Annotated in this window: 20 protein-coding genes and 2 riboswitches; of the genes, 15 read left to right on the forward strand and 5 right to left on the reverse strand. The window is 47.4% G+C overall.

All coding sequences use genetic code 11. The features are described from left to right. From galE to ptsP, 10 genes are all read left to right on the forward strand, one after another. Positions 1-990, forward strand: coding sequence for a UDP-glucose 4-epimerase GalE (galE, locus tag MHH93_RS13450; RefSeq protein WP_091020409.1), 990 nt, complete (start codon positions 1-3; stop codon positions 988-990). Positions 991-1,004: 14 nt separating this feature from the next. Further along, positions 1,005-2,603 (forward strand): UDP-glucose--hexose-1-phosphate uridylyltransferase, encoded by a 1,599-nt coding sequence (locus MHH93_RS13455; RefSeq protein WP_500054421.1) that lies wholly within the window; start codon positions 1,005-1,007, stop codon positions 2,601-2,603. Positions 2,604-2,773: 170 nt separating this feature from the next. Further along, entirely contained in the window at positions 2,774-3,361 is a 588-nt protein-coding gene (locus MHH93_RS13460; RefSeq protein ID WP_500054422.1) for an MSMEG_1061 family FMN-dependent PPOX-type flavoprotein, read from the forward strand. 93 nt (positions 3,362-3,454) lie between these two features. Next, positions 3,455-4,618: an iron-containing alcohol dehydrogenase gene (locus MHH93_RS13465; protein WP_047844049.1), complete on the forward strand. Its 1,164-nt coding sequence runs from the start codon at positions 3,455-3,457 to the stop codon at positions 4,616-4,618. 280 nt (positions 4,619-4,898) lie between these two features. Continuing rightward, the gene (locus MHH93_RS13470; RefSeq protein WP_440390296.1) at positions 4,899-5,435 is read left to right on the forward strand and encodes an NfeD family membrane protein; all 537 of its coding nucleotides are present in this window, start codon (positions 4,899-4,901) and stop codon (positions 5,433-5,435) included. Between the two features lie 63 nt (positions 5,436-5,498). Further along, complete coding sequence (gene floT / locus MHH93_RS13475; RefSeq protein ID WP_500054423.1) at positions 5,499-7,055, forward strand: flotillin lipid rafts scaffold protein FloT; 1,557 nt, start codon at positions 5,499-5,501, stop codon at positions 7,053-7,055. A gap of 166 nt (positions 7,056-7,221) precedes the next feature. Beyond that, positions 7,222-8,076, forward strand: a complete 855-nt coding sequence (gene glcT, locus MHH93_RS13480; RefSeq protein ID WP_500054424.1) for a glucose PTS transporter transcription antiterminator GlcT — start codon at positions 7,222-7,224, stop codon at positions 8,074-8,076. A gap of 287 nt (positions 8,077-8,363) precedes the next feature. After that, entirely contained in the window at positions 8,364-10,415 is a 2,052-nt protein-coding gene (gene ptsG, locus MHH93_RS13485) for a glucose-specific PTS transporter subunit IIBC (protein ID WP_500054425.1), read from the forward strand. A gap of 77 nt (positions 10,416-10,492) precedes the next feature. Next, positions 10,493-10,768 carry an HPr family phosphocarrier protein gene (locus MHH93_RS13490; protein WP_036617010.1) on the forward strand — a complete coding sequence of 92 codons (276 nt, stop codon included), beginning with the start codon at positions 10,493-10,495 and terminating at the stop codon, positions 10,766-10,768. Further along, the gene (gene ptsP, locus MHH93_RS13495; protein WP_500054426.1) at positions 10,761-12,473 is read left to right on the forward strand and encodes a phosphoenolpyruvate--protein phosphotransferase; all 1,713 of its coding nucleotides are present in this window, start codon (positions 10,761-10,763) and stop codon (positions 12,471-12,473) included. Before MHH93_RS13490 ends, ptsP begins: the two co-directional genes overlap by 8 nt. A 212-nt stretch (positions 12,474-12,685) precedes the next feature. On the opposite strand, the gene gcvPB is transcribed toward ptsP, so the two are convergent. From gcvPB to gcvT, 3 genes are all read right to left on the reverse strand, one after another. Continuing rightward, entirely contained in the window at positions 12,686-14,125 is a 1,440-nt protein-coding gene (gcvPB, locus tag MHH93_RS13500) for an aminomethyl-transferring glycine dehydrogenase subunit GcvPB (RefSeq protein WP_500054711.1), read from the reverse strand. A 134-nt stretch (positions 14,126-14,259) separates the two neighbouring features. Beyond that, positions 14,260-15,615: an aminomethyl-transferring glycine dehydrogenase subunit GcvPA gene (gene gcvPA, locus MHH93_RS13505; protein ID WP_500054427.1), complete on the reverse strand. Its 1,356-nt coding sequence runs from the start codon at positions 15,613-15,615 to the stop codon at positions 14,260-14,262. Continuing rightward, the gene (gene gcvT, locus MHH93_RS13510) at positions 15,612-16,748 is read right to left on the reverse strand and encodes a glycine cleavage system aminomethyltransferase GcvT (RefSeq protein WP_500054428.1); all 1,137 of its coding nucleotides are present in this window, start codon (positions 16,746-16,748) and stop codon (positions 15,612-15,614) included. The genes gcvPA and gcvT overlap by 4 nt, the downstream gene beginning before the upstream one ends. Positions 16,749-16,966: 218 nt before the next feature. After that, positions 16,967-17,068, reverse strand: a riboswitch (glycine riboswitch). 3 nt (positions 17,069-17,071) lie between these two features. Continuing rightward, a riboswitch (glycine riboswitch) is annotated at positions 17,072-17,194 on the reverse strand. A gap of 343 nt (positions 17,195-17,537) precedes the next feature. Between gcvT and gcvH the strand changes: the two genes are divergently transcribed. The 5 genes from gcvH (at position 17,538) to MHH93_RS13535 (ending at position 23,518) form a co-directional block, all read left to right on the forward strand. After that, a complete protein-coding gene (gcvH, locus tag MHH93_RS13515; RefSeq protein ID WP_440390307.1) occupies positions 17,538-17,930 on the forward strand; it encodes a glycine cleavage system protein GcvH in 393 nt (130 codons plus the stop codon). Positions 17,931-18,349: 419 nt separating this feature from the next. Then, complete coding sequence (locus MHH93_RS13520) at positions 18,350-19,804, forward strand: PTS mannitol transporter subunit IIBC (RefSeq protein WP_500054429.1); 1,455 nt, start codon at positions 18,350-18,352, stop codon at positions 19,802-19,804. Between the two features lie 38 nt (positions 19,805-19,842). Continuing rightward, positions 19,843-21,945 carry a BglG family transcription antiterminator gene (locus MHH93_RS13525; RefSeq protein ID WP_500054430.1) on the forward strand — a complete coding sequence of 701 codons (2,103 nt, stop codon included), beginning with the start codon at positions 19,843-19,845 and terminating at the stop codon, positions 21,943-21,945. Then, a complete protein-coding gene (locus MHH93_RS13530; protein ID WP_339236891.1) occupies positions 21,942-22,376 on the forward strand; it encodes a PTS mannitol transporter subunit IIA in 435 nt (144 codons plus the stop codon). The genes MHH93_RS13525 and MHH93_RS13530 overlap by 4 nt, the downstream gene beginning before the upstream one ends. Beyond that, the gene (locus MHH93_RS13535) at positions 22,373-23,518 is read left to right on the forward strand and encodes a mannitol-1-phosphate 5-dehydrogenase (protein ID WP_500054432.1); all 1,146 of its coding nucleotides are present in this window, start codon (positions 22,373-22,375) and stop codon (positions 23,516-23,518) included. The genes MHH93_RS13530 and MHH93_RS13535 overlap by 4 nt, the downstream gene beginning before the upstream one ends. Before the next feature lie 60 nt (positions 23,519-23,578). Here MHH93_RS13535 and MHH93_RS13540 read toward each other — a convergent pair whose 3' ends face one another. Further along, the gene (locus MHH93_RS13540; protein WP_500054433.1) at positions 23,579-23,830 is read right to left on the reverse strand and encodes a cysteine-rich CWC family protein; all 252 of its coding nucleotides are present in this window, start codon (positions 23,828-23,830) and stop codon (positions 23,579-23,581) included. 147 nt (positions 23,831-23,977) lie between these two features. Continuing rightward, on the reverse strand, positions 23,978-25,981 hold the full coding sequence (locus MHH93_RS13545; RefSeq protein ID WP_500054434.1) for an endonuclease MutS2: 2,004 nt from the start codon (positions 25,979-25,981) through the stop codon (positions 23,978-23,980). Between the last annotated feature and the right edge of the window lie 200 nt (positions 25,982-26,181).

Raw genomic sequence — 26,181 nt, forward strand, 5'->3', positions numbered from 1 at the left:
ATGGCAATTTTGGTGACAGGTGGAGCAGGGTATATTGGTTCTCATACGGTAGCAGCATTGTTGGAACGTGGAGAAGAGGTTGTTGTACTGGATAACTTGCAGACAGGGCATCGTGAAGCGTTGCTCGGCGGTAAGTTGTATGAAGGAGATCTGCGTGACAAAGAAATTCTGGCGAAGTTGTTCGCTGAGAATTCGATCGATGCAGTCATTCACTTTGCAGCCAACTCACTCGTAGGAGAGAGTATGAAAGACCCGGTTAAATATTATGACAACAACGTGTTTGGTACACTCTGTCTATTGGAAGCGATGAATGCAGCGAACGTACGCCGCATCGTCTTCTCTTCCACGGCAGCGACCTACGGTGAGCCTGAGAAAGTGCCAATCGAAGAGAGTGATCGTACGGAGCCAACCAACGTATACGGCGAAACCAAGCTGATGATGGAACGCATGATGTCATGGTTCGATAAAGTTCAAGATATCAAGTACGTGTCCCTGCGTTACTTCAATGCAGCCGGTGCGCATGAGAGCGGCAAAATTGGTGAAGATCACCAGCCGGAGAGTCACCTGATCCCACTCGTACTACAAACGGCGTTGAAACAACGCTCGCATATCGCTGTGTTTGGCGACGACTATGCAACAGAAGATGGAACATGTATCCGTGACTATATCCACGTGAGTGACTTAGCTGATGCGCATCTGCGTGCAGTAGATTATCTTCGCAAAGGTGAGAACAGCAATGTATTCAACCTGGGTAATGGTACAGGATTCTCGGTGAAACAAGTGATCGAAACAGCTAAAAAAGTGACTGGTCTCGATATCCCGGTTGTACAGGAGCCACGTCGTGCAGGTGACCCGGCTGTGCTGGTAGCTTCATCTGCAAAAGCAAGATCTGTCCTGGGATGGAATCCGAAATGGACCAATCTGGAAGATGTCATTCAAAGCGCTTGGAGCTGGCACCAATCACGTCCTGACGGCTACGGAAAAAACTAGGAGGCGAACACCTTATGTCACAGACTCATATTGCAGCAGGTGCCACAGAGCGGACACCGGAGCAGCAGGAAGCACTGCATGCCATTGAACGTCTGGTTGCATTTGCCTTGCAGAAACAATTAATCGAGGAAGCGGATTGGGATTACAGCCGCAACCTCTTGCTGGAACAATTCGGATTCTCAGAGCCTTATGCCGGTGAGTTGGACACGACTGTGCCCGATGGCCCACAGGCTATGCTGGATACGTTGATTGATTATGGATTTACCATTGGACTCATTCCTGAAAATAGTGATACGTTCCGTGATTTGCTGGATGCCAAAATCATGGGTCATCTCATGGCACGCCCATCCGAAGTGGTACGCGCCTTCCGCCACACGGAGCAAACGGAAGGCATTGAGGCGGCCACATCCCAATTCTATGACTTGTCGATTAACTCCAACTACATTCGGATGGATCGGATCTCGAAGAACGTCTACTGGACACAGGACACGGCCTATGGAGAGATGGAAATTACCATCAACCTGTCGAAACCGGAGAAAAGTCCCAAGGAAATTGCCATGGCGAAATTGCTTCCGCCACCGGTATATCCAAAATGCCAGTTGTGTCGTGAAAATGTAGGCTATGCGGGTCGGGTGAATCACCCAGCCCGCCAGAATTTGAGAGTCATTCCGATGAAACTTAATAACGAGCCTTGGTTGTTCCAGTACTCGCCATATGTGTACTACAACGAGCATTGCATTATTTTCCATCATGATCATGTGCCGATGAAACTGACCAAAGATACGCTGCGCAGGCTGCTTGCCTTTGTTGGGGAGTATCCGCATTACTTTATCGGGTCTAATGCAGATCTGCCGATCGTTGGCGGTTCTATTCTTACACATGACCATTTCCAGGGCGGACGTCATACGTTTGCGATTCAAAATGCACAGCCAGAGGCGGTATTCCGCCATGCGGATGCACCTGGACTTACATTGAGTCTTGTGAAATGGCCAATGTCCGTCATGCGTCTGGCTTCACACGATCCTGCAGAGTTACTTGAAGCGGGTAATGCAGTGTATGAGGCGTGGAAGGTTTACAGTGATTCAGCTGTGGATATCGAAGCATTCAGTGAACTAGACGGTGAGCAGGTACCGCACAATACAGTAACACCAATTGTTCGTCGTAGTGCAGACGGTGGTTATGAGATGGATCTCGTTTTGCGGAACAACCGTACAAATGATGTGCATCCTGAAGGTATTTTCCACCCGCACCGTGAGATGCACCATCTGAAGAAGGAGAACATTGGTCTAATCGAAGTGATGGGACTTGCCATTCTGCCAGGTCGCTTGAAGGAAGAGCTGGACAGTATCGCGGATATTCTCGCTGGAGATGCCAAGCTTGCTGAGGCAGCCAAAGCTTCTGATCATGTGTTGAACAAACATCTGGGCTGGGCTGAAGAATTGATTGAACGATTTGGTCCTAACTTGGACAAGGAACAAGCCATTTCCATCGTACAGCAGGAAGTCGGCTTGAAATTTGCCGAGATTCTCGAACATGCAGGTGTCTATAAACATGATGAAGCAGGACGCCAGGCTTTCCGTCGTTTTGTAAGCAGCATGGGATACACTGAATAACTGAATAGGAATCAACATAATTAACAAACCCAAGAACACACCCGCTCAATCAGGAGCGGGTGTTCTTGGTCGTTCTTACCATTTGTACGCATTGGAATGAACTCCCGAGCCAGTTATAATGGAGAGAAGTCCAAGAGCACACAATGAATTGAGGAAATGGGGTTAATCACTTGGAAAAGCAGGTATTGGATATTCCGTTGATTACAGATCCTGAGGAACTGCGAGGCATGGTGGGTGAACCGCATGAACATGTGCGTAACAAGGCAATCTCATTTGTGGATTCACATGTTCAGAATTTTTTATCCATGTCACCATTATTTTTCCTCTCCACGTCCGATCATAATGGTAAAAGTGATGTGTCTCCACGGGGAGATGGAGCAGGGTTCGTAAAAGTGTATGATACATATCGACTCGTTTATCCAGAACGCCCAGGCAATCGACGGATAGACTCCTTGCTTAACATCCTGTCTGACCCAGGTATCGGTATGCTCTTTCTGATTCCGGGAATGAATGAAGTGCTGCGTATCAACGGTACAGCATCCATCACCAAGGATGAAGAATTCATTGCGAGCATGGGGTGGAGTGGTAAAACCATAGGTGCAGCTGTCATTGTGGATGTGGAAGAGTGTTTTATTCATTGTCCGCGAGCATTCAAACAGGCTGGGTTATGGGAGCATGAAACATGGGTGGACGCTGAGGATTTGCCTTCAACGAGCGAGATGTTTAGAGCACATTTGGAGATTAACGGATTGTTATAAAGTGAGTGGCTATCGATTTGTTTTTCTATAAACGGGGTACTATAATTGGAGTTGCACTAAAAATTCTAAACTCCATTGGAGGCGACAATAGATATGAGATCTTTCCAATTCTATAATCCAACCCGTCTGATATTCGGTAAAGGACAACTGGAAGCATTAAAGACAGAAGTGCCGAAATACGGTAAACGGGTTCTACTTGTATATGGTGGCGGCAGTATCAAACGCAGTGGGCTGTACGATCAAGTGATCGGATTGCTTAAGGAAGCCGGAGCAGAAGTGACTGAACTGGCAGGCGTTGAACCTAACCCACGTCTTTCTACGGTGCACAAAGGGGTAGACCTTTGCAAAACCAATAACATCGACTTGATCCTCGCTGTAGGTGGCGGTAGTGTACTGGACTGCTCCAAAGCGATTGCTGTAGGTGCTAAATATGATGGCGACATGTGGGATTTTGCTCAGCGCAAAGCCGTTGCACAGGACGCTCTTCCGCTTGGTACCGTATTAACGATGGCAGCAACGGGTTCGGAGATGAACTCAGGTTCAGTTATTACGAATCAGGATACACAAGAAAAATTAGGTTGGGGTAGCGCATATTCATTCCCTGCATTCTCCATCTTGGATCCGGTGAATACATACACTGTTCCACTGGACCAAACGGTATATGGTATGGTGGATATGATGTCCCACGTATTGGAGCATTACTTCCATCTGGATGCCAACACACCGGTTCAACTTGGCTTCTGTGAGACGATTCTGCGTACTGTCATGGAAGCAGCACCGCGTCTGGTTGAAGATCTGGAGAACTATGAACTGCGCGAAACGATTCTGTATTGCGGAACAATGGCACTGAATGGCGTGCTGAATATGGGTCTTGCAGGAGACTGGGCAACACATAATATCGAACACGCGGTATCCGCAGTATATGATATCCCGCATGGTGGCGGACTGGCGATCTTGTTCCCACACTGGATGAAACATAATCTGGATGTCAATGTGGATCGATTCAAACGTCTGGCGATCAATGTATTCGAAGTGAATCCTGAAGGCAAGTCGGACAGACAGATTGCTGAAGAAGGTATCGATGCACTCAGTAAATTCTGGACATCCATTGGTGCCCCTAACCGTTTGGCTGATTATGATATCGATGATAGCCAGATCGATGTTATGGCTGATAAAGCTATGCTGTTTGGTCCATTTGGTAACTTCAAGAAACTGCAACGGGAAGATGTTGTATCCATCTACAAAGCTTCTCTTTAATTCTATAATCACTTACAAGTGAACGGACACATCCTGTTGTCCAATAACCGCAAGTCTCCTTCATAGGGGCTTGCGGTTTTTTTCATGTATTCGGGCTGTACACGTGAATGATGGAGGAACATGGAGCAAGAGGAACAGAATGTCGTGATAATACCCATTATCGGTTTCAGAATACAATTGAGGAAAGATTTTGAAACATTTTGATGTTAGCTACGTATTTATTTACATGTGGAATGCTCAGTTAGGATGAATTTGCGGCAGAGGAGAGGAGGAACAGGGGATGGAGACAATTTATTGGGGGTGTCTAATCGGAGGAGCAATATTTGCGGTTGTCAGCCTTGTGCTGGGTGACTTGATTGACGGCTTGCTGGACGGAGCCTTCGAAATGCCAGGTCTTGATTTTTTCAAACCCGTTGTGCTAGCTGGTTCCATTACAACCTTCGGTGGGGCAGGCATAATGCTGACACGTTATAGTTCATTAAGTGCGATGTCGGGTCTAATATTATCCCTGCTTATAGGTATTGCTGCAGCCATGCTGGTATTCTTCGCATATATCAAACCGATGCGTAACAGCGATGTCTCCATTGCATTTTCAATGAAAGAGTTATCCGGGAAAATTGGGGAAATTACCATTCCGGTGCCGGAAAAAGGTTTTGGCGAAGTGATGATCCGCTTTGCATCCGGTAGCACGATTCAAACGGCATCCAGTTTTGAACACCTCCCCATTGCGGTGGGAGCCCGTGTAGTTGTAGTGGATGTTGTAGATGGTGTATTGCGTGTGTCGGAATGGGATGAAAATGTACTTAAAGATTTATAACGTATTTTTACCACTTAAGTAGCTTAAGCACTCATCATGATTAATTAAGGGGAGAGATGTGGAATGGAAAATTTGAATTTGAATTGGGATGTATTGTTGATTCCTATAGTTGTGGTTGCTGTCATACTGATTTTAGGTCTGGCTTTTTGGGCGAGATACAAAACGGTTGGACCGGATGAAGCGATGATCGTTACAGGATCATTCTTGGGTAGCAAAAATATATCTGATGATGATTCTGGCCGGAAAATTAAGATTGTTCGTGGTGGCGGTGCATTTATCCTGCCCGTATTCCAGCAATCCGAGTTTATCTCCTTGTTGTCACACAAGCTAGATGTCTCCACACCCGAAGTGTACACGGAGCAAGGTGTTCCAGTAATTGCAGACGGTGTCGCTATTATCAAGGTTGGTGGCGCTGTAGAGGACGTTGCTACGGCAGCTGAGCAATTCATCGGTAAACCTGTAGAAGCGCTGAGAAGCGAAGCACAGGAGGTACTGGAGGGGCATTTGCGGGCCATTCTCGGTACAATGACAGTGGAAGAAGTATATCGGAACCGGGATCGGTTTGCACAAGAGGTTCAAGGCGTAGCCGCTAGAGATCTGAAGAAAATGGGTCTGCAAATTGTCTCCTTTACCATCAAGGATGTTCGTGACAAACAGGGCTACCTGGATGCTCTCGGTAAACCGAGAATTGCAGCAGTGAAGCGGGATGCCGAGATTGCTGAAGCGGAAGCGATGCGTGATGCGCGTATTCAGAAGGCCAATGCGGAAGAGCAGGGGCAAAAAGCAGAGTTGCTGCGGGATACCAATATCGCCGAGGCTGCCAAAGAGAAGGAACTGAAAGTAGCCACGTTTAAGCGGGATCAGGATACAGCCAAAGCGGAAGCCGATCAGGCATACCATATCCATGAAGCACGTGCCAGACAAACCGTAGTCGAAGAGGAAATGAAGGTTGAACTCGTTCGTAAGGAACGGGAAATTGACCTCCAGGCTAAGGAAATCATCGTACGTGAGAAGCAATATGACGCCGAAGTGAAGAAAAAGGCAGAAGCAGATCGTTATGCAGTAGAGCAGGCTGCCGAAGCAGACAAAGCTAAAAGAATGCGTGAAGCAGATGCAGTACAGTACTCCATTGAAACACACGCCAAAGCAACAGCTGAACAGAAGCGACTTGAAGGTCAGGCTATGGCGGATGCTGAACTTGCAAAAGGTACAGCGGACTCCGAAGTTATTCGTTTGAAGGGACTTGCAGAAGCAGAAGCGAAGGAAAAACTGGCCGAGGCGTTCCAGAAGTTTGGCGAAGCGGCTGTACTCGATATCATTGTCAAAATGCTGCCTGAATTGGCTGGCAAAATTGCAGAGCCAATTGCATCTATTGATAAACTGACGGTGGTAGATACAGGTAAGGGTGAAGGTGCCACACGAGTAAGTAACTATGTTACCGAACTTATGGCGACGGCTCCAGAGATGCTTAAGAGCGTATCCGGCATTGATGTAGAACAGCTGATCAAGGGCCTTACCAAGTCCAAATCACCTGCCCCAGTTGCCATTCAACAGAGCGAGGCTGTTACAACTCCTTCTATAATCGACAAGATTGTGGAAAAAGCTGGAGTTGACGAGTAAGAAGCACTTCGAATCTTGCATGGTTGCTCTATTGACCTTAAGGCGAATTTTTGTTACTTTTTAAGCGAGACGTCCGGCGCGGTTTGCCCGCTCCGGGTGTCTTTTCGTTCGTAACAGGGTGTGACTTAATCGCACCTAAGAAGGTGTGAAAAAAGAGGTGCAAACAATGAGCAGCCTGCATGTAGATAAAGCGCTAAATAATAATGTAATCATTGCACAGCATCCTGAACACGGGGAAGTCGTTGTTATTGGTAAAGGCATTGGCTTTAACCGAAAGCCGAGTGATCACATTCCATTGATGGCTGTGGAGAAAATGTTCATTTTGAAAAACCAGCAGGAGCAAGAGCAGTACAAACAGCTTCTTCCACAGGTGGATGAAGCACTGATCGAGATTATTAACGAAGTTATTACGTATATTGCAGAGCGTACGGATGTTCCTCTGAATGAACATATCCATATTGCATTAACCGATCATATTTCTTTCGCGTTAAAACGCAAGGAGCAGGGCATTGTCATACAAAATCCATTTTTATATGAAACCCGCGAGATTTATCCTGAAGAATATCGAATGGCGGATTACGCTGTTCGTCTGATCAAAGAGAAAATGGGCGTTGATTTGGGGATGGACGAGATTGGTTTTGTTGCCCTTCATATCTATAGTGCAATGACCAATCAAAATATATCCCAGGTACGTGAACATTCACAGTTGATCACTGATTTGGTGAACCTGGTGTCCGATCAACTCGATTATTCGTTTGAAACGGAATCGCTTGATTACTCGCGTTTGCTGACTCATCTTCGTTTCGCTCTTGAGCGTGTTCGCCGTGGAGACAAAGTGGAAGAACTTCATAAGTTGGATTCTCTGCTTAAGTTGGAGTATCCCGAAATGTACTCGCTTGCATGGAAACTGACCAAAGTGATGGAGAAAAGACTGAAGCTTCCAGTTTACCCTGCCGAAGTAGGGTATTTGACCATTCATCTGCAACGGCTAAATCAACGGAAGGAAGAAGAGAATAAGTGAAATCATTCCAGTGATGGAATGCCAAAATGATTTTTTTGGTGTAAAGGCTTGCAATAGATTAGAACTGGTGCTACAATGGTTTCCGTAATCAAGCAACTGAATAAACATAAGCGACGTGTTACTGACTCGATCAGGCATGAGTTAATTAAAGTGTGATTGTTCTTTCCTTGTACAGGGTATGCTATACCCCAAGGTTGGCACAGTTAACTTTATTAATTCATGCCTTTTTTGTGTTTCCTTGCTTGCATCACGACATACAAACTTAGACGAAAGGGAGATACGACGCGATGTTTAAAAAGCTTTTTGGTGTATTGCAAAGAGTTGGTAAAGCTCTTATGTTACCTGTAGCCATTCTGCCAGCGGCAGGATTGCTGCTCGGAATCGGTAACATGCTGGTTAATCCAGATTTCTTGCAATATGTAACGGCGCTCGACACCCCTTGGGTGAATTCGATCGCAACAATTATGATGAACGCGGGTCAGATCGTATTCGATAATCTGGCATTGCTGTTCGCCGTCGGTGTAGCCGTCGGATTGGCTGGTGGCGAAGGGGTTGCAGGTCTCGCGGCCATCATCGGTTATCTGGTTATGAACGTCACACTGGGTACCGCGGTAGGGGTTACTCCGGCAATGATCGGTGAAGTGCCAGGCTATGCCAGCATTTTGGGTATCCCAACATTAAGTACAGGCGTGTTCGGAGGTATTATCATAGGTATCGCCGCCGCGCTGTGTTACAATCGATTTTTCAAAATCGAACTGCCGTCTTACCTGGGTTTCTTTGCTGGTAAACGATTCGTTCCGATTATCACTTCGGTTGTATCCCTCTTGCTTGGGTTACTTCTCGTGGTGATCTGGCCACCGATTCAAAATGGGTTGAATGCTGTATCTCACTTCATGGTAGATACAAGCCCGACATTGTCAGCATTCATCTTCGGAGTTGTGGAACGGTCACTAATTCCGTTTGGTCTTCACCACATTTTCTACTCTCCATTCTGGTTTGAGTTCGGTGAGTACGTGAACAAAGCTGGAGATGTCATTCGTGGTGATCAGCAAATCTTCTTCAATCAATTGCGTGATGGTGTGAACCTCACAGCGGGAACGTTCCAAGTTGGTAAATTCCCGTTCATGATGTTTGGTTTGCCAGCGGCCGCTCTTGCGATGTACCATGAAGCAAGACCAGAACACAAAAAGTATGTTGCAGGTATCATGGGTTCAGCTGCGCTGACCTCGTTCCTGACAGGTATCACAGAACCACTTGAGTTCTCGTTCCTGTTTGTAGCACCAATTCTGTTTGCAGTGCACTGTATCTTTGCAGGTTTGTCTTTCATGACCATGCAAATTCTGGGTGTTAAGATCGGGATGACCTTCTCCGGTGGGTTCATTGACTTCCTGATCTTTGGTATTATTCCGAACCGTACACCATGGTGGGACGTTATTATTGTCGGATTGATTCTTGCGGTAATCTATTACTTCGGTTTCCGATTTATCATCCGCAAATTCAATCTCAAAACACCAGGACGTGAAGAAGCAACGCCTGAAACCGAATCTGGTGGAGGATCTGGTTCAACGGATGACCTGCCTCATAACATTCTCGAAGCTTTTGGTGGCAAAGAGAATATCAAACATCTGGACGCTTGTATTACTCGTTTGCGGATTGAAGTTAATGAGAAATCCAATGTGAAAAAAGATCGTTTGAAACAATTGGGTGCATCTGGTGTGCTTGAAGTGGGTAATAATGTTCAAGCCATCTTCGGAACGCGTTCCGACACGATCAAATCTCAAATGCAGGATATTATTGCAGGACGAACACCAGCACCAACGCCAGTAGCAACCAAACCAACTCCTGAAGAGGAGAAGGCACAAGGTGAACAAGGCGAGCGTATCGTTGCTGAGGACATCGTCATGCCAGTCAATGGTGAGTTGATGGACATTACGAATGTACCTGATCCAGTGTTTGCTGAAAAAATGACAGGTGATGGTTTCGCAATTTTGCCACATGATGGCACAATAACTTCTCCTGTGTATGGTAAAGTGTTTAATGTATTTCCAAGCAAACATGCCGTGGGCATCATGTCCGACGGAGGCAAGGAAGTGCTTGTTCATATAGGTGTCAATACGGTGAAGCTGAAGGGTCAAGGCTTTAACGTACTGGTACAGGAAGGTGATCTGGTATCGGCGGGTCAGCCGATTATGGAAGTCGATCTGGAGTATGTCAAAGCGAACGCTCCATCGATCATTTCACCAGTTATCTTCACCAACCTGCCAGAAGGCTCCACGGTAACCCTGAAGAAGAGTGGAGTGCTGAAAGTTGGCGATCAGCCAATCATTGAGATAAAATAAGAAGTGTTACGACGATGGCAAGCAAGTGTAAATATATGCAATGCCTAAACCAAACTACTGAAAGTGAGATGATTGTAATGCAACAAACATTCAGAATTACAGACGAAGATGGTATCCACGCACGTCCGGCGACAGCCCTGGTTAATACAGCAAACAAATTCAAAGGTGCAGAATCCTTTGCAGAAGCTAACGGTAAAAAAGTAACTTTGAAATCCATCCTGGGTGTTCTTTCCCTCGGATTGGAACAAGGCGACACCATCAGCATCATCGTTGAAGGCGAAGGCGAAGCTGAAGCTCTTCAAGCTTTGACTGACGTTATGGTTAACGAAGGGTTGGGCGAAATTAATGCTTAATGTCTCTGGGATCGCGGCTTCGGCGGGTATTGCTATCGCCAAGGCGTTTATCTTGGAGCATCCTGACTACTCTGTAGAAAAACGCCAAATTAACGACGTTGACGCAGAGATCGCAAAACTCGACTCGGCTCTGGGTAAATCCCAGGCTGAGCTTGAGGCGATCAAAGAGCGTACCTTACAAGAGCTTGGCGAGAAAAAAGCTGAGATTTTTGCTTCGCATTTGCTCATTCTGAATGACCCGGAACTGATTGATCCGGTTAAAGCTAGAATTGCAGATGATATGATCAATGCAGAATATGCTTTGAACGAAACGGCATCGCAATTTATCTCCATGTTTGAGAACATGAAGAGTGCATACCTACAGGAACGTGCAGCAGATATGCGTGACGTTACCAAACGTGTGCTAAATCACTTGCTTGGTATCGACTTCATGAGTCCGGCTGAAATTAATGAAGAAGTAATCGTGCTGGCGGAGGATCTGACGCCTTCCGACACGGCTCAATTGAACCGCCAATTTGTTAAAGGTTTTGCAACCAACATTGGTGGACGTACTTCTCACTCAGCGATTATGGCTCGCTCTCTTGAAATTCCAGCTGTTGTTGGAACCAAGGACATCTTGGCTCAAGCGAAACAAGGCGATATGATCATTGTTGACGGTCTGGATGGTCACGTACTGGTTAACCCTACTGATGAGGTTATTGCAGAATACCGTACCAAACAGGAACAGTATGATGCACAACGTGCAGAGTGGAGAAAACTGCGTGATGAGCCAACGGTAACCGTGGACAATGTTCATGTTGAACTTGCAGCCAACATCGGTACACCAAATGATGTAACAGGTGTTCTTGAGAACGGTGGCGAGGCTGTAGGCTTGTACCGTACCGAGTTCTTGTACATGGGCAGAGACAAGCTTCCTTCCGAAGACATTCAGTATAATGCTTACAAAGCGGTACTGGAAAAAATGGAAGGCAAACCTGTTGTTGTTCGTACACTCGACATCGGTGGGGACAAAGAGCTTCCATACCTGGATCTGCCAAAAGAAATGAATCCATTCCTCGGCTTCCGCGCAGTTCGTCTGTGTCTGGACCGTCTGGATATCTTCCGTACACAATTGCGTGCATTGCTGCGTGCAAGCGTACATGGAAATCTGCGTGTCATGTTCCCAATGATCGCAACGCTTGGTGAATTCCGTGAAGCAAAAGCTGTCTTGCTCGAAGAGAAAGAGAAGCTGGTTGCTGAAGGTATTGCTGTTTCTGACAGCATTCAACTCGGAATCATGGTCGAAATTCCTTCGACTGCAGTTCTGGCGGATCAGTTTGCAAAAGAAGTGGATTTCTTCAGTATCGGAACGAACGATCTGATTCAATACACAATGGCTGCTGACCGTATGAACGAACGAGTGTCTTATCTGTACCAACCTTACAACCCAGCCATTTTGCGTTTGGTTAAAATGGTTATCGATGCAGCACATCGTGAAGGCAAATGGGTTGGCATGTGCGGTGAGATGGCAGGAGACGAAACAGCAATTCCATTGCTGCTCGGCCTTGGATTGGATGAGTTCAGCATGAGCGCAACATCCATTCTGCCAGCTCGTAGTCAGATCACCAAGCTGTCCCGTGCGGATATGCAGGAACTGGCTGCTAAAGCTCTGGATATGCAAACGGCTGAACAAGTCGTTGAATTGGTTCAAAGCATTCAAGCGTAATGTAATTTTACGGGGTTTCCACCCGATTTTAAGGGTTTCTTTTTCCGATAATGAGCTGCATTAATGTAGCGATTTTGCCGGTATCCGCGATTCACTGTGGATATCGGCTTTTTTTGTTATGAGCGGGATAATATGATTCGGAGGGAAGGCAACTGGAAAAGCTCTTGCTGATTGGAATGTCAGCAAGAGCTTTCGTGATAACAATGATTGGATTAACTGCAAGCGCAGTTCAGTACAGGTTTACGAGCTGCTGTTGTTTCATCAAGACGAGTAACCGGTGTTCCGTAAGGTGCGTTCAGTACCAATTCAGGTGTCTCTTCCGCTTCTTTGGCAATCCGTATCATCGTATCAATGAATCCATCCAGCGTTTCTTTGCTTTCGGTTTCTGTCGGCTCAATCATGATGCATTCCTCCACATTGAGAGGGAAGTACACCGTAGGCGGGTGATATCCAAAATCAAGCAAACGTTTGGCAACGTCCAGTGTACGTACACCGTACTGCTTTAATCCCCGACCAGACATGACGAATTCATGTTTACATACGCCTGGATATGGAATCTCGTAGTAAGGTGCGAGACGTGCCATCATATAGTTGGCATTCAGTACCGCACATTCAGAGACACGGCGTAAGCCTTCCGGTCCATAGGTGCGAATATAGGCATAGGCACGTACCAGAATACCGAAGTTGCCGTAGTAGGCTTTCACTCGACCAATGGATTGATCTCCTTCACGGTCCAGTGCATATACGCCCTGTTCGTTCTTAATGACCATCGGTTTAGGCAGGAACGGGATCAGACGGCTCTTCACCCCGACGGGTCCGGCACCGGGTCCACCACCGCCATGAGGCGTACTCATCGTTTTGTGCAAGTTCAGATGCACCACATCAAAGCCCATATCACCCGGACGGGTAATGCCCATAATGGCATTGGAGTTCGCCCCATCGTAGTACAGCAAGCCACCGGCCTGATGTACGATGGATGCAATCTCCTGAATGTCTTTCTCGAACAAACCAAGTGTATTCGGGTTCGTCAACATCAATGCTGCTGTATCCGAGCTAACGGCTGCACGGAGCGCGTCCAGATCAACCAGTCCGTCTGCACGGGACGGAATTGTCACCGTCTCGAATCCTGCAACGGTTGCACTTGCCGGGTTGGTACCATGCGAAGAATCGGGCACGATGACTTTGGTACGTTGTTCACCACGACCTTCGTGGTAGGCACGAATCATCATGAGTCCAGTCCATTCACCATGGGCACCAGCGGCCGGTTGCAAGGTCACAGCGTCCATACCTGTCAGACCTGCAAGGTCGTTTTGCAACGTATATAACAGTTCAAGTGCACCTTGAATGCTGGATTCATGCTGGTACGGATGGATTTTGGCGAAACCGTTATAACGTGCAACATCCTCATTAATCTTTGGATTATATTTCATTGTACAAGAGCCCAGGGGGTAGAATCCGTTATCTACGCCGAAGTTGCGACGGGATAGCGCAGTATAGTGCCTGATAACATCTACCTCGAACACTTCTGGCAGTGCCGCTGCTTCCGAACGGAGCATTTCCCGGGGAATCAACGTGTCGGCAGACTGGCGAGGAACGTCACATTCTGGCAAGGAATAAGCGACACGCCCAGGGCTGCTGAGTTCAAAAATCAATGATTGTTCTGGAGCAGGAGATAAGGTCTGTGTACTAAATGTTGTATCCGTCTCAGGTTGAACCGAAGTGGAGACAGAGGTACCTGTTTCCGATTGTTTTTGTACCGATGTTGTCGTTGTCGTCGTTTCCTGAGTCACAGTGATCCCTCCAATGCTCGTGCGAATTCGTCAATCTCTTCCTTAGTGCGCCGTTCTGTAACAGCAATCAGCATATGTCCGGCAAGCTCCGGATAATCACGTCCGAGTTCGTAGCCACCGATAAAGCCCGCATCCAGCAGTTTCAATTGAAGGGCATCCACGTCGGTTCCTTCAGGCAGCTTAATCACAAATTCATTGAATGTTGGGGCATTAAACGTTAGGCTAACGCCGGGAATCGCAGTTAATGTATTCAGCGTGTAATGGCTCTTTTGCAGATTCAGATCTGCGACATCCATCATGCCTTGTTTACCCATGATGGACATATAGACAGATGCGCTGAGCGCAAGCAAAGCCTGGTTGGAACAGATATTGGATGTCGCCTTTTCGCGGCGAATGTGCTGTTCACGTGCTTGCAATGTCAGTACAAAACCGCGTTTGCCGTTGCGGTCAGTTGTCTGACCAACGATCCGTCCGGGTATCCGGCGCATATGGGGCTGGGATGCGGCGAAATATCCGCATGTCGGGCCGCCGAGTGAAGCGGCGATGCCAAGGGGCTGCGCATCGCCTACAACGATGTCGGCACCCAGCTTGCCTGGGGCTTCCAGCAGACCCAGCGATAGCGGGTTAGCACTTACAACGAGGAGACCCTTGTGCGCATGCACGAGGTCGGCGGCTTGCTTTACATTTTCCACGGCACCAAAGAAGTTTGGGCTCTGGATCATGACAGCTGCGGTATCATCCGATATGGCGGCTTGCAAGGCATTCCAGTCTGTGACTCCATCCTTATAGCCGATCTCGACAATCTCCAAACGGAGTCCATGCGCATATGCCTGCAATACCTGACGGGCTTCCGGATGAACGGTACGGGATACGATGAGCTGTTTGCGACGAGTTGCCGCTGCGGCCAGATTCCCTGCTTCGGCAAAGGCGGTTGCGCCGTCATACATGCTGGCATTGGCTACAGCCATACCGGTCAATTCACAGATGTAGGATTGAAATTCGAAAATGGCCTGTAATTCACCTTGGCTGATCTCAGGCTGATAAGGTGTGTAGGCAGTGTAGAACTCGGAACGGGAAATGACATGATTGATGACGGAAGGAACATGATGATCGTATATGCCTGCGCCGAGGAAGCTGGCGTGAGTTTCGAAATTGGCATTGGCACCAGCTTGTTTGGACATGTGACGTGTCAGCGCATATTCATCGAGTTTGGAGGATACGGGCAGCTCGCCCTGATAACGAATCTCCTGCGGAATGTCCTGGAACAGTTCCTCCAGCGTATCGACACCGATGGTTGCGAGCATGGCGCTCTGATCTTGCTCGGTCATGGGAATATAACGGTGCTTGCTCATGCTTGATCAGCTCCTTGAGTAGGTGTCTTTGACGTACGTGTCCGTTTATGAAAAGGGGTCTTTACGACCTCGGCTTTCAGTTTCTTGCCGCGGATCTCAATCTCAAGCGGGGTTCCGAGCGCAGCATATTTGCTGTCGATGAGGGCAAGCCCCAGATTACGCTTCAATGTAGGTGATTGCGTACCTGTTGTTACTTCACCGATCTGTACGCCTTCGGCGTAAATCGGATAGTGGGGGCGTGGAATGCCACGCTCCAGCACTTCGATGCCGACCAGCTTACGGGCGGGACCGTCATTTTTCTGCTGTAACAAGGCTTCGTGTCCGATAAAAGGTCCAGCATTCAGCTTAACAAACATGCCAACACCAGCTTCAAGCGGAGAGATGGTTGCCGACAATTCCTGACCATACAGGGGCAGCCTCGCTTCAAAGCGCAGCGTATCCCGGGCACCAAGTCCGGTTGGTACGAGTCCGTAACCTTCACCAGCTTGCATTAATCCATTCCACACCGCAGCGGCCTGGTCCGCAGGAACATATAGTTCAAAGCCATCTTCACCGGTATAACCGGTACGGGACAACAGCAATTTTACTCCACAGACTTCGGCATTCTGCACAAAACGAAACGGTTCAATCGTGGATACATCCGTATCTGTAACTTTTCTGATAATATCTACAGCCAGTGGTCCTTGCAGGGCGAGAAGTGCCGTCTGCTCCGAATCGTTGGTCATGCTTACCCCAGGGATCAGATGCTCTTGAAGCCATGCCCAATCCTTATCGATATTGGAGGCGTTAACGACAAGCATATAATGCTGATCTTCCAGCTTATACACGAGCAGATCATCCACCACACCGCCATCTGGATAACACATCAGGGTGTACTGGGCTTGACCCGGAACCAGCGTGGTCACATCATTGGTCATCATTTGTTGCAAAAATGTTTCAGCCTGCTCACCCTGTACCGTAAATTCGCCCATATGGGATACATCAAACAGTCCAGCACGCTCACGCACCGCTTCATGCTCTTTCTGGATTCCGCTGAATTGCACCGGAAGTTCCCAGCCTCCAAAATCAATGCACCGTACGCCTTCATATTGTTGATATAGTGGGAAGAGTGGTGTTCTAAGCAAATCGGACATCAAATCACCTCGTCATGGGCCGTCAAACGGCCGAATATGCAATCGTGGATCAATGAACCAGAGTATTTTTTAATTTTCAGTTAGGAGTCATTCGTAGATAAGTATGGTAAGGCAGCTATGGCAGCGCCGTTCTACATCCTGTATTTCGTTTTTTTTGGGAAAAAGGAAAAGGACAGGCCAAAGAATCGGCATGCCAAGTAGCACGCTGCATTCTAAGGCTCTGTCCCTTGTACCTGAGAGTTACCCCGCCACATTAGTAAAGCAGGTTTCCCCTTGGGTGATCATGACGCCCGCACAGGGCGAATAGATGCTCTCCAGAGTTGCGTCCCGTAAAAGTCCTTTTGCCTGAGAGATTCACCCCCGCTTATCGGTGGTTTACTCCTTCGGCGTTACCTCATGTACATCCCGAATCGGGTGTCACGGGTAATCTCTCCCTTTACATTCATCCGCGGGTATAACATAGTCCAATAAACACATTTACTCCTCTCATTAAAACGTGAATCCACTACCTATGTCAAGAACGATATCATAAATAATGATTAAAAACCGAATGTTTATTTTAAATTTCATTTTATCGTTCGTGTATTTAAAAAGGTTGCGCTTACTATTCTAATATTCACCAGTATATGTAGAAAGAGTGTATTCAGGTTACGGTTTGAGGAGGCCATTATCAAATAAATTGTGAGGTATCTTGACATTTGAATCAAAAATATCATACGCTATGTTCTGGGAAAAAGGTTAGGGTCAAAGAACGCATGCACTCATTAATGAAAAGCGAGGCGGATATCGATGAGCGAATTGAAAAGTGATTTCCTGTACAGTGAAGAGCACGAATGGGTGCAAACCGTAGGGGAGGATACTGTACGTATTGGCATTACCGAGTTCGCGCAGCATCAGCTGGGTGACATTGTGTTTGTGGAATTGCCTGACCTTGAATCCAATGTAAAAGCAGAAGACAGCATTGGAACGATCGAATCGGTCAAAACGGTGTCGGACTTGTTCTCTCCCGTCACAGGTTCAATTATTGCAGTCAATGATTCATTGCAAGATTCACCTGAACTCGTGAACAGCTCTCCTTACGAGGAAGGCTGGATGATTGAGATTCGTGTTGAGGGAGATCTGACAGCAGCATTATCTTCATTGATGAATGCAGAAGCGTATCGTAAACATACGGAAGAATAGGATCCACGAACTTGTACTTATTAACATATATTTTATAACAAAATAAAATGAGCTTTAAATAGTTTTGACCTGTGTGAGCCGAATGCTTGCACAGGTTTTTTGTGTTTTTCAAGAACGATTGAGAATGTGAAATTAAGCAGATTGTGGATGTAAATCCTCTGATTGGACCAAGCTATAGGGTAGAAAATGATGCTGGAAATGACAAAAGTCATAGGCAAGAAAAGCCTTGTGTACCAATGGTTTCAGCCATTATGCATCAATTAAAACGATTACATAACCTAATGTTGTCATCATTGTTCATGACGAAAGTACGCTTTCATTTGATTGAACAGGAGAGCATTCTCGCTTAGGATTACAGCAGGGGAGAAATGATACCCCTTTCATAAATCATAATCACTTGATCCGAGGAGGATAATACAATGAGTAATTTGGACCAATCGTCCAATTCCAAAGGTGGGCTACGGGTAGGTGTGCAGCGTTTTGGCCGATTCCTGAGCGGTATGGTCATGCCGAATATGGGTGCATTTATCGCCTGGGGATTAATTACGGCTCTGTTCATTCCAACAGGTTGGTTCCCTAACGAGACGCTTGCGCAGCTAGTTGATCCGATGATCAAATATTTGCTGCCACTGTTGATTGGTTACACCGGGGGTACGATGGTGCATGGTCAGCGTGGTGGTGTCGTAGGTGCCATTATGACCATCGGGGTCATTGTGGGTAGTGATATTCCGATGTTCCTCGGGGCCATGATCGCCGGACCTTTAGCAGCATGGATCATTAAAAAATTCGATAAATCGATCGAAGGTAAAGTTAAAGCCGGATTTGAAATGCTCGTTAACAACTTCTCAGCCGGTATTATTGGCGGGATCTTGGGGATCTTTGCTCTACTGGGTATTGGGCCTGCTGTAGAAGCGATTAGCAAAGTATTGTCTGCCGGCGTACAAGGTCTGATGAATCTGGGCCTGCTACCGCTGGTCAACCTAATCATTGAACCAGGTAAAGTATTGTTCCTGAACAATGCAATCAACCACGGGATTCTGACCCCGATAGCAACCGATCAAGCAAGAGAGTTAGGACAATCTGTTCTATACATGCTTGAATCCAACCCAGGTCCGGGACTTGGTATCTTGCTAGCTTACTGCTTCTTCGGACGCGGAATGGCCAAATCTTCTGCACCAGGTGCCGTTATCATTCATTTCTTCGGGGGAATTCATGAGATCTACTTCCCTTACATTCTGATGAGACCGATTCTGATTCTTGCCGCAATCGCAGGTGGCGTCGCAGGTACATTAACATTCATGCTCACCGGGGCAGGACTTGTTTCAGCACCATCACCGGGTAGTATTATCGCGTATTTCCTCTTAACACCAAAAGGTGGATACCTGCCGATGCTCGCAGGGGTACTTGTAGCAGCCGTCGTTTCATTCCTGGTTGCAGCAGTGTTGCTGAAAACAGGTAAACAAAAGGACGAAGATCTGGAGTCCGCATCCAGTCGGATGAAAGACATGAAGAGTCAAGGAACCGTGCCAAACGCTGGCATTACGGCTAATCAACGTGAAGCAGACAGAGCCGTAGATATGGCTTCTTCTACAGTGAAGACAGACGTGAAGAAAATTGTCTTCTCATGTGATGCAGGCATGGGGTCAAGTGCCATGGGCGCTTCCATTCTTCGCAAGAAGATGAAAGCAGAGGGGATTGACGTTACGGTGACCAACACGGCCATCAGTGAAATCCCGCCGGATGCAGACGTGGTGATCACACAACAAGTATTAACCGATCGTGCCCGCTCCGTTGCACCGAACGCAGAACATATATCCATCGACAACTTCCTAAAAAGCCCGGAATACGATGCGCTCGTTGAACGTCTAAAGTAATTGCACGCATTCGTTTTCCCTGAGCCGGAGGCTGAGCTATGAGTATTACCAAAAGACAACGTGAAATCGTGGAGTTTCTGCTGGAGCATCCACATGAAGTAACAGCCGGCGAAATCGCCGTTGAAGTAAAGGTCAGTACCCGAACGGTTCACCGGGAGCTGCAAATGATTGAACAATGGCTTGAACCTATAGGCATGAGGCTGGAAAAAAAATCAGGAACCGGTATCCGAATCGATGCCAGTTCCGATGAGCTGGCTGTATTGCGCGAGCAACTAGAGGGTAAGGAATATGTAGAGTTTACGCCCGAAGAGCGTAAGCTCTTCATGCTTTGCATCCTGCTTGATGAACCGGAGCCTGTTAAGTTGCTCGCGCTGGCTTCGGATCTGAAAGTGACCGTATCTACCGTAACCACGGATCTGGATGATCTGGAGTCACGAATTCGTCAGGCTGGCTTGAAGCTAGTTCGCAGACGTGGATATGGTGTCAAGATTAACGGCAGTGAGACGATTTATCGCACGGCTATAGCTGCACTTGCTTTGGAATTTTTGGATGAGTCCGACCTGTTCGGAAGACAGCCTGAACAAGGGGGATCCATCGTAAACCAAAAATTGCTGGATATGATCGGACACGGTGATGTGCTTACGATCGAAAATGCGTTATGGCAACCGGATATCGAATGGCTGGAGAACATCCCGGAACGCCAATACATGAAGCTGCTGATTCAATTATCTGTAGCGGTTGTACGTATTCGTAAAGGCTTTGGTATTGGTGGTATGTCTCCACGAGAGAACACGGGAGATGCAGTTGCAGCGCAGGATGAGATGAAGGTTCCACCTTATATGGCTTCACGCTTGTGTAGTGTGTTATCCACTCAACTGGGGCTGACATTCTCCCAAGATGAGCAAGCTTATTTTCACAGACTATTAATTGAGACAGAGCAACGGATTCACTCTTCGAGGCTGTTGCCAATTGATGACTTGATTTTACTGGACAGGGTACATTCGCTGATTGATCAGATGCAGGCGAGAACGCATTATGCCTTTCAAGAGGATCGTTTGCTTCGAGAAGGTCTACTTGGTCATATGGAACCTGTATTGGAGCGTATTGAAGGGCACCAGATGATTCGTAATCCGCTACTGCAGCAGATCCGCAAGGATTATGATTCACTTTTTGAAGATGTCAAAAAATCCGTGCATCAAGCTTGGCCAGGCACAGACGTTCCGGATGAGGAAATTGGTTTTCTAGTCATGCACTTTGGGGCTTCTATCGAGAGATTACGTGCATTGAAACGGGAGATCCGGGCGATCATCGTGTGTACAAGCGGAATTGGATCATCACGGATGTTGTCTAGCCGTCTGTCAAAGGAAATTCCCGAGATTCGCATCATGGATAGCGTCTCCTGGTATGAGGCTGCCCGGATTCCTACAGATCAGTATGATCTGGTGTTATCCACTGTCGACTTGCCGATGGAGGAGCACCAGTATTACAAAGTGAGTCCACTGCTTACGGCTGAAGAGAGCGAACGTCTGCGTCATTTTATTAAAACTACAACGCTGCAACAGCAGCATAACAAGCCGCATGAAACAGAGGTTCAGACGACAACTCGTTACTCGGACCCTGATGGAATGGAAGCTATTTTAGTTGAAATCGTCCGAATCATTGGCAAGTTTCAGGTGTATCCGCTGGATAACCAGGATGTCGGTTTCTATAAGACTGTATATGCGATGTGTAGTGTACTCCATGGAACGGGTGTGCTGAAGGAACCGGAAGAGGTCGCAAAACGGCTCGAGGCCCGTGAAGCAGTGGGGAGTCAGAAGATTCCTGGCACAAGACTTGCGTTGTTTCATACACGGAGTGAGGGGATTTACAGGCCGTCCATTAGCTTGTTTCAGCTCACTGAGCCACTTCTTCGTACGCCGGATGATCCGGCAGGAGTTACCCATATCCTCTTGATGCTTGGTCCCAGAGAATTATCCAAGGAAAGTCTGGAGGTTCTCAGTGAGATCAGCGCCCTGTTATTACAGGAAGAGATGATTACATTACTGGAAAAGGGAATCAGGGATGAACTCATTCATTACCTGTCCCAGGAACTGGTTGGATTTTATCGTAGTAAAACCGAAATTGGAGGTCAAAAATTATGAGTATGTTAACAACAGATAAAGTCATCATGAATGCGACGGCTCAGGACAAATACGAAGCAATCCGTATGGCAGGACAGATTTTGAAGGATGCGGGACATATTACTGCGGATTACATTGAGAAGATGATTGAACGTGAAGAGATTGTCTCGACTTATGTAGGGAACGGCCTGGCTATTCCGCACGGTACGAAGGAATCCAAAGCATTCATTTTATCCACAGGTATCTCCGTTATTCAGTATCCACAGGGTGTTGATTTTGGCGATGAAAAGGCTTATATGGTCATTGGTATCGCGGCTCAAGGCGGGGAACATATGGAGATCTTGACTAGCATCGCGGTAATCTGTGCTGAGGATGAGAACATGGAGGCCCTGCGTCTTGCGAAAACAGCCGAAGAAGTAATCGCTATTCTGGAAAGTGAAATGGAGCTATGAAGGCTCTACACTTTGGCGCGGGTAACATTGGACGCGGTTTTATTGGATTGATTCTGTCTCGTGCAGGGTATGAGGTTGTTTTCTCCGACGTGAATCAGGAATTGGTAACCGCTCTTCAGCAACGGGGGCAGTATACGGTGGAACTGGCTAACGAGAGCAAAGATCAGGAGACTGTGACAGGCGTAAATGCAATCGATGGAACCCAACTGGAGACGGTTGCCCAAACCGTGGTGGAAGCTGATCTAATCACAACCGCAGTGGGTGTGGGCGTGCTGAAACATATTGCACCAGGTATTGCGAAGGGACTTGAGAAAAGACTGAATTCCGGCCCTGGACAAAATCCTCTTCACATTATTGCTTGCGAGAACGCCATTGGAGCCAGTACACAATTGAAAGAGCATGTATATGCTCTGCTCAATGAAGAGGTACGTTCTCTTGCGGATCAATACATTTATTTTCCTGATTCGGCCGTAGACCGAATTGTGCCTATACAGCATCATGAAGATCCGTTACATGTACAGGTGGAGCCTTTTTACGAGTGGGTGGTGGATCGTTCCCAGATGGCTCCTGCATTCAAACCAGTTGAAGGCATTGTATATGTCGATGATCTTGAGCCGTATATTGAACGGAAGCTTTTCACGGTTAATACAGGTCACTGCGTTGCAGCGTACATCGGTAATGTGCACGGGTATGACACGATTCAGAAGGCTATCGCCGACGAGAAAGTAAAATCGATTGTCTACGGCGCTTTGCGGGAAACTGGAAAAGTTCTGGTGAAGCGTTTTGCATTCAATCCGGAAGAGCATGAGCAGTATATTGTCAAAATATTGGGACGGTTCGTCAACCCGTATCTCACCGATGAGGTTAGTCGTGTTGGTCGTTCCCCGCTGCGCAAATTGTCTCCGAATGATCGTCTGGTTCGCCCTGCCCTTCAGGCATATGCGGATGGAACTGATACGACTTATCTGACTATGGGTATGGCAGCAGCCTGCAAGTTCGATGTCTCCGATGATCCGGAAGCAGTTGAGCTTCAGGACATGATTCGCCAGAAGGGAATTACAGCTGCGCTCTACCATTATACATCCATGGATGAGCATCATCCGGTGCTTGAGCAGGCTGTTGCTCAGTATAACCAAATGTAAGAGCAGTGGTAGCCAGCTAATAGTATAGATCAGGCATAATGAAGAAGAGCCATACAGTTGTTAACTGTGTGGCTCTTCTTTGGATTGACGTTTATCGGCATATTCATCCAAACAACGTTGGCATATGCACGATTTTCGGCGCTGCTCTGGCGGAATGCGGTCAAATACACCCTCGGGGAAAGTAGCCCGGTTACACCAGCATTCCGAATGAGGATGTCCTGCGGCATAGGAACAGCGATTAGCTTCGCCGCATAATGGGCAGACAAGAACATCGATAGGGATGTGCTCTTGATCGTCTTGTTCTGCAGGCATGGGGTCCTTCCCTCCCTGTGGAATAGCTACAAGCTGAAGTTGAACATACTGGTCCCAGTATAACAGAAATGCGTCGGTGATTATGGAATTCACTGTACTTCACTGTACATTTAAATGCCAATCCACGACATCTGTATCTCCCATTGTTTATTCTTCGGGCGGTAATTCGATCTGTAGGCCTTCCACATGTTTGCGTCCCATCAACTTACGCTTCTTTCGATTTTCCTTTGTCTCAAGCACAATGTCCAGATCATAGTCATCTCCCGGATAAAGTTCATTGGCAGATATATGCAGGGTCAGGCGTTTCTTATGAATTTTGACTTTGCGTCCGCGTAGCATGACCCCGATATTTCCCCGGCTATCCTCCACATCACAGACAATGCCCGACTGATTGAGATAGGCCGCATACACCCGATCCCCTTTGCGGAAAGGTTGGGCAGGAGCAGGAGAATCCGCCTCTCTGGTTGTTGTCTTTTTGTGGAGACCCACTGAATCCTTTGACTGCTTTGACTGGTTCCTCCTTGATAACTCTGTTGGGCTGACTGATTCTGCAACGGAATGCTCAGGCGTCAGGACCGGAGTTGCCAAAGGAGGTGACGTGAACACAAATGATCGATCTCTCGAAATACTTTGATCGGACAGGGACTTGGATCGCTCTATAATTCGCTGTGGCATGCCCAGCTTTAATGCGATGGAATAAGCATAGCTCTCACCAGCCTCTCCGATTCGTAATCGATACAGCGGCTGGAGAGAAACGGTGTCAAATTCCATACGGGCATTTTCGAATCCTGGCGTGGCAGCAGCAAAATGTTTGATTTCACCAAAATGTGTTGTCGCCACAACGGTTGCTCCGCGGCTCTGCAACTCCTCCAGCATGACGATGGACAGTCCGACACCTTCACCGGGATCTGTGCCAGAAGCCATCTCATCAATGAGCACCAGAGTTGAGGTATTGGCCTGTTCCAGTATGCCAATCATATTGCTAATATGTGCTGAGAATGTACTGAGCGCTTGTTCCAAACTCTGCCCGTCACCAATATCAACCGCTATCTCGGTATAAACAGCCATCTCGCCACCTTCCTCTACCGGAATAAGCAAACCGGATTGCATCATCAGGGTTAGTAAACCAAGTGTTTTGAGTGCGACCGTTTTCCCCCCGGTATTCGGGCCAGTAATAATGAGCGACGAGTACGTTCTGCCGATGGCAAAATCAAGGGGAACCATGGAAGAACCCATGAACGGATGACGTGCACGTTGAAGACTGATATGGCCCTGAGTATTGACTCGAACGGTACGTCCGTCCATGGTGGCCGCATATTTGGCTTTGGCAAAGAGAAAGTCCAATACACCTACCGTTTCGGTGTTCAGGGCAATTTCACGGTTATACGATTCGGCCAGGGAGGTTAAATCACCGAGAATCCTCATCTCCTCTCTGGACTCCTCCGCTTGTAGAGCTGCTAATTCCATCTGTAAACTTACTAACTCAACAGGTTCGATATATACGGTTTGCCCGCTCCCGGATTCATCCAGCACACTGCCTTTCACCTGTTTACGGAACTCTTTCTTAATGGGTAGAACGGTTCTTCCTCCGCGTTGGCTGATGACATGCTCCTGCATAATGGAGCGATGTTTACTCACCAGAGAATCAAGTTTTCGTTTCATGCGTTCCGCATTCACCGTTATTTTTTTACGAATACGGATCAGTTCCTTGCTCGCCTGATCCTGAATGCGTCCACTATGGATGCAACGCTCGATCTCACTCAACAGAGGTTCGATCAGAATCATGGATGCTGCATAACGACTGACAGTGGGAGCGGCCCCGGATTTGCCCTCCATGTATTTCATAAGTTGTGCACAGCTCCGCAGGAACTGAGCGAGATGACTGAAGTCACGTTCACTGAATAGATAACCGGTGCCAAGCAGATCCATAATCGATTCCATTCCATCGAGTGAAGGGAGGGGGATACTGGCGCCGAAGCGAATCAACGCAGCCGCTTCTGCTGTTTCTTCCAGACGAATCTGAATCAGGTGAGCATCTACCATCGGTTTTAGTTGTCTGGCATAACGTTTGCCCAGATAAGACAGGGCGCAGTCTGCCACGTTTTTTTGAATTTGTGGATAGCCCAAACTGTTTAATGTGTTTTCATTCATGCGTAATCTCTCCTTGAATTTGAATTGGGATTGCAGTTGACACGCGAAACATATTCCTGGAAAACGCAAAAAGGGCGGAGAATGAACAAACGTCATTCTCCGCCCTAAACATATGGGAAAGCAAAGTCCACTACAGGTCTATAATAAAAAATCCGCGCTGAACACAGCGCGGAAATAGACCCGGACAATGACAATCCCGG

The organism is Priestia sp. FSL H7-0729 (assembly GCF_038005685.1).
Taxonomy (GTDB): Bacteria; Bacillota; Bacilli; order Paenibacillales; family Paenibacillaceae; genus Paenibacillus.